Annotated in this window: 4 protein-coding genes and 1 pseudogene; 3 read left to right on the top strand and 2 right to left on the bottom strand. The window is 43.2% G+C overall.

What is annotated here, in order from left to right; genetic code table 11:
* The coding region (locus ACYVRH_RS12445) for a DUF4372 domain-containing protein (RefSeq protein WP_461257220.1) at positions 1-217 on the bottom strand (217 nt) is incomplete at its 3' end.
* Positions 218-414: 197 nt separating this feature from the next.
* Here ACYVRH_RS12445 and ACYVRH_RS12440 point away from each other — a divergent pair.
* On the top strand, positions 415-1,851 hold the full coding sequence (locus ACYVRH_RS12440; protein WP_461257219.1) for an NAD-binding protein: 1,437 nt from the start codon (positions 415-417) through the stop codon (positions 1,849-1,851).
* Positions 1,852-1,855: 4 nt separating this feature from the next.
* Positions 1,856-3,316: a potassium transporter TrkG gene (locus tag ACYVRH_RS12435; protein WP_461257218.1), complete on the top strand. Its 1,461-nt coding sequence runs from the start codon at positions 1,856-1,858 to the stop codon at positions 3,314-3,316.
* A gap of 169 nt (positions 3,317-3,485) precedes the next feature.
* Here the strand turns inward: ACYVRH_RS12435 and ACYVRH_RS12430 are convergent, their stop codons facing one another.
* Complete coding sequence (locus ACYVRH_RS12430; protein WP_461257217.1) at positions 3,486-4,100, bottom strand: response regulator; 615 nt, start codon at positions 4,098-4,100, stop codon at positions 3,486-3,488.
* A 46-nt stretch (positions 4,101-4,146) separates the two neighbouring features.
* On the opposite strand from ACYVRH_RS12430, the pseudogene ACYVRH_RS12425 reads away from it, so the two are divergent.
* Positions 4,147-4,264 (top strand): annotated as a pseudogene (locus ACYVRH_RS12425) (DUF4372 domain-containing protein); the annotation flags it as partial.

The following is a 4,264-nucleotide window of genomic DNA, read 5'->3' as shown; positions in this document are numbered from 1 at the left end:
TGTGGTACCAGCCGTTGCGCTGGCTGTTCATTCCCTGTTCCATGCTCCTAAGCCCGTGCTGGCCGGTCAGTTGGCTGAAGAGCATGGTGACAAATTGCGTCCAGCTTCTTAACCCTTTGGCCCCGTGTTCCGTTTTATGCTCTTTTACCAGTTTTTCAAAACGAGATCTCGAAATTAGATCTAGCGTTTGTCCCAATATCGTGTTATGCTTGTTCATGCGCTAACTCCTTATATAGCAACGAATTCGTTGTGGTTGACAATTCATTCTATATGGGGAGCCGCGCTTTTTCAATCTTTTTTTGTTTTATTTTGGACACTAATGATATTTTATGAAAATATTTGTATTATGGTAAATATGACATTTTCTATTACAAGTATATATAACGAAATACTCATTTACGCTATAATACCCATGTGAGAGTAATAATAATCGGCGCCGGTTTCACGGGAACGCAACTTGCCCGCCACCTTATACATGAAAAATACGACGTGTCCCTGATTGAATCAAACGAAGAAAGGGCGCGTCATGCGTCTAACCGGCTGGATTGTCTGGTTTTGCATGACGAGGGGAACAGTCTTGAGTCCCTTGAAGAAGCGGGAATCGCGAAAGCGGATGCGCTTGTCTGCGTGACCGATTCTGACGAGATTAATATGATTATTTGCGGACTTGCCGCTTCCCGTTATCCAAAAGTGATAAAAATTGCCAAAGTTAGAAATGACGATTATATGAAAATCAATTTATCGGAACTTAGAGGGGCGGGGATTCTTGGCATAGATCGATTTATTCATTCCGATATTGAAGCGGCAAATGCTGTGTTAAATGCAATATCGCACGGAGCGCAGGGAAATATTTTGCAGTTTTCAGGAACCCCTTACGAATTGGGTTCTGTCAATATTACGAAAGGCAGCGTCTTTGACGGGCTTTCGCTTTTGGATTTTCATTCCTTCGTCAGAGATGAAGGCCTTATTACTCTGGTCGAGCGCGGAAAGGAATGTTTTCTTCCTTCAGGTACCACAGTCCTAAGCCCGGGAGATTTGATCCATATCATTACTAGAGAAGAAAACATGGATCAAGTTTTTCATCTGGCGGGAAGAACTGAAACTCCTATCAATCGCATAGGCATCGTCGGCGGAGGGCGGTTGGGAGAACTCATCGCCGAAGAACTTTTAGCCAATAATGATATTTCCTTTGAGGCAAAGAAAACGAAAAAGAATTTTTTTTTGTCTTTCATAAAATCTTTTCTTCCAAAAAGCAAACGCAGCGTAATAATCATTGAAAAGGATTACAATATCTGCAAAGAGCTGTCCGCAAAATTTCAGAATGTTCTTATTTTAAACGAGGATATTTCCGATGAGAGTTTTATTGCCGAAGAAAGATTAGGCGACCTTGATCTCATCATTACCACAACCGATAATCAGGACCTCAATATCATCGCGGCAATTTATTTAAAATCTTTGGGAGTCAGACGCGCTATCGCTTTAGTCATGAGTCCCGGGCATAAAACAATCGCGCATCAACTTGGGGTTGATGTGGCAATCCCGCTTAAATCAGTAGTGGTAGATTCAATACTGTCTCATTTAATGGGCAGAGGCATAAGCGACGTTCATAACCTTGGAGATGGAAGCGTCAGTATTATTAAAATAGAAATAGCGGAAGATTCACCAGCTGTTGAAAAAAGCATAAAAGATTTCCGTCTTCCTCAAAACGGGCTTTTAATGCTGGTGAACCGAGGTGAGACATCTTTTATTCCGCAGGGAGATTATGTTTACAAAGCAGGCGATAAAGTAGTCTTAATTGTTAAAAACGGCAATGAAGCGGAACTTGAAAAATATTTTGGTACGGCAAAATAAAATTATGAGAACAAAAATAAAACATTTAACAACTGTCAGACTGCTTGGAATCATCATTGGAGGAGTAACGCTCCTTATGATTCCGCCTTTATTAACATCAATTGTTCTTGCCGAAGTTTCCATGATTCGGGCTTTTGTAATTCCCTTAATAACAGGAATTGTTTTAGCTCTGTCCGCCGTTCTTTTTATACGCAAAGATTCACACGGCATCAGGCCGAGGGAAGGAATCCTTTTAGTATTTTTAACATGGATTTTTTCCAGCCTTATCGGAAGCATTCCGTATTATCTGTCTCCATCAGGCATAAATCTAATCGACGCAATTTTTGAAAGCTCTTGCAGTTTTTCAACAACAGGGGCGACAACTTTCCCCGATGTGGAATCACTGCCGCGATCATTGATTCTCTGGCGGAGCATAGGCCACTGGGCGGGAGGCATGGGGATCATTCTGTTAACCGTCGCTCTTATGCCGCTTCTTGGAGTCGGCGGGCTACAGCTAATAAAAGCCGAAGTTCCTGATCCCGAAAAAGAAAAAATAACGCCGAGGATAACTATAGCGGCAAAAATTCTATGGGGTGTTTACTGCGTTTTCACTATTATCCTCGCCCTGCTTTACCGTATCGGAGGCATGGATTGGTTTGACGCGGTTTGCCACAGTTTTTCAATAATGTCTACCGGAGGAGTAAGCACTAAAAATACCGGATTCGGTTATTACAACTGTGCGTTTATTGACTGGGTTACCGTAATCTTTATGCTGCTAGGAGCGTTAAATTTTAATTTGTATTACAGAATTTTCCAAAAGAAAATCCGCGATGTATTTAATAATACCGAATGTCGCGTTTATTTTTCTATTTTTATAATTGCCGCGCTTGTAATCAGCTTTAGTCTAATTCCTCAATACGGTTCTTTTGGAAGCGCATTGCGTTACGGGTCATTTCAAACTGCTTCGATACTGACTAGCACAGGAAACGCAAGGGCGGACTATTCCGCGTGGCCAAGTCTGGCTCAGGCGGTTCTTTTTCTGCTAATGTTTATCGGAGGCTGTTCCGGTTCCACAGCGGGAGGCATTAAGGTAATACGATGGTCGGTACTTTTCAAGCAAACAATAAATGAGTTCCGGCGCATACTCTACCCTCAGGGTGTTTTCAGCATCCAGCTTAATAAAAAAGTCGGGCGCAAAGACGTAGTGTACGGAGTTGCGGGTTTTATTTTTCTCTACTTTATTATTGTTGCCATAACGACTCTTGCGACAGCCGCGTCGGGATTCGATCTTTTTTCATCTTTCAGTACCGCTCTTTGCGTTACAGGCAACATAGGGACGGGCTTTGGCATAATCGGCCCGCATGGTAATTACAGTATCTTTCAGCCTCATCTTAAATTACTATACTCGCTTGTGATGATTGCAGGCCGGTTGGAGTTATGGACTGTTATTGTTCTTTTCACTCCCGGTTACTGGAAAAGTTTATAATTATTATGGAAAATAACAAAAGTTTAATGACATTATTTAGGGATTTTATTTCCATCCTCACTGAAGCAGAAATGGCCGCCAGCTTAAATTCCATTGATGAATTTCTCATTATGCAAAAAATAGTCAAGTATACGTGAAGGTATCATTGCGATGTCAAATATCAGACACCTTACAGTTTCTGCAATTCCAGACGGGAGTTGATGCCGGTTTTTTCATACACGCAGTGGAGAATACTTTCTACCGTGCGGTAGCTTATGCCGAGACGGGAGGCTATCTGTTTGTTGGAAAGGCCGTCTTTTACATGGTTGACTATTTCAATTTCGCGCCTTGTAAGCAGGCTTATAAGATCGGTTACATTGTGCAGTTTTGCCTGCGCCGCTTCGTCAACGTAGACGGCGCCGCTTAGGGCTTTTTGCAGGGCTTCTTCCAATTCACGCTCGCTGCGGCGTTTGCAGACATAAGCCTTTACGCCCATGCCAATAGCAGTGTTTACATGGGCATAATCGTCAAAACTGGAATATACCGCCATAATGGGAGAGGCATTATCCGCAAGCTTGGTTTGTTCCACAAACCAGGGGATAACGTCAAGCCCCCAGCCGTCTTCAAGTTGAATGTCAAGTAACGCAATGTCCGCATGAACACGAGACAGTAATTCTTTGGCCCCCGCAAGAGTAGATGCGGTCCCCATTACCTGCCAGCGCCCTGTTCCGTTAAAATAGGACGCAAGCCCTTCGCGCATAACCGGATGGTCTTCCACAATAACAATACGCGGTTTTTCAGTCAATTTTAGCCTCCATAAAACCTCCGTTTTTGCCTAAAATCACGGGGGGAAAGGGTTAAGAAGCTGGACGCAATTTGTCACCATGCTCTTCAGCCAACTGACCGGCCAGCACGGGCTTAGGAGCATGGAACAGGGAATGAACAGCCAGCGCAACGGCTGGTACCACA

It is taken from the genome of Treponema sp. R80B11-R83G3 (assembly GCF_054786115.1).
The sequence above is the reverse complement of the archived record's forward strand: the minus strand, read 5'-3'. Positions and strand labels throughout refer to the sequence as shown.

Bases quoted from the DNA above. Each gene is read 5' to 3' on its own strand.
- ACYVRH_RS12435 (WP_461257218.1), top strand. From the start codon at position 1,856: ATGAGAACAAAAATAAAACATTTAACAACTGTCAGACTGCTTGGAATC.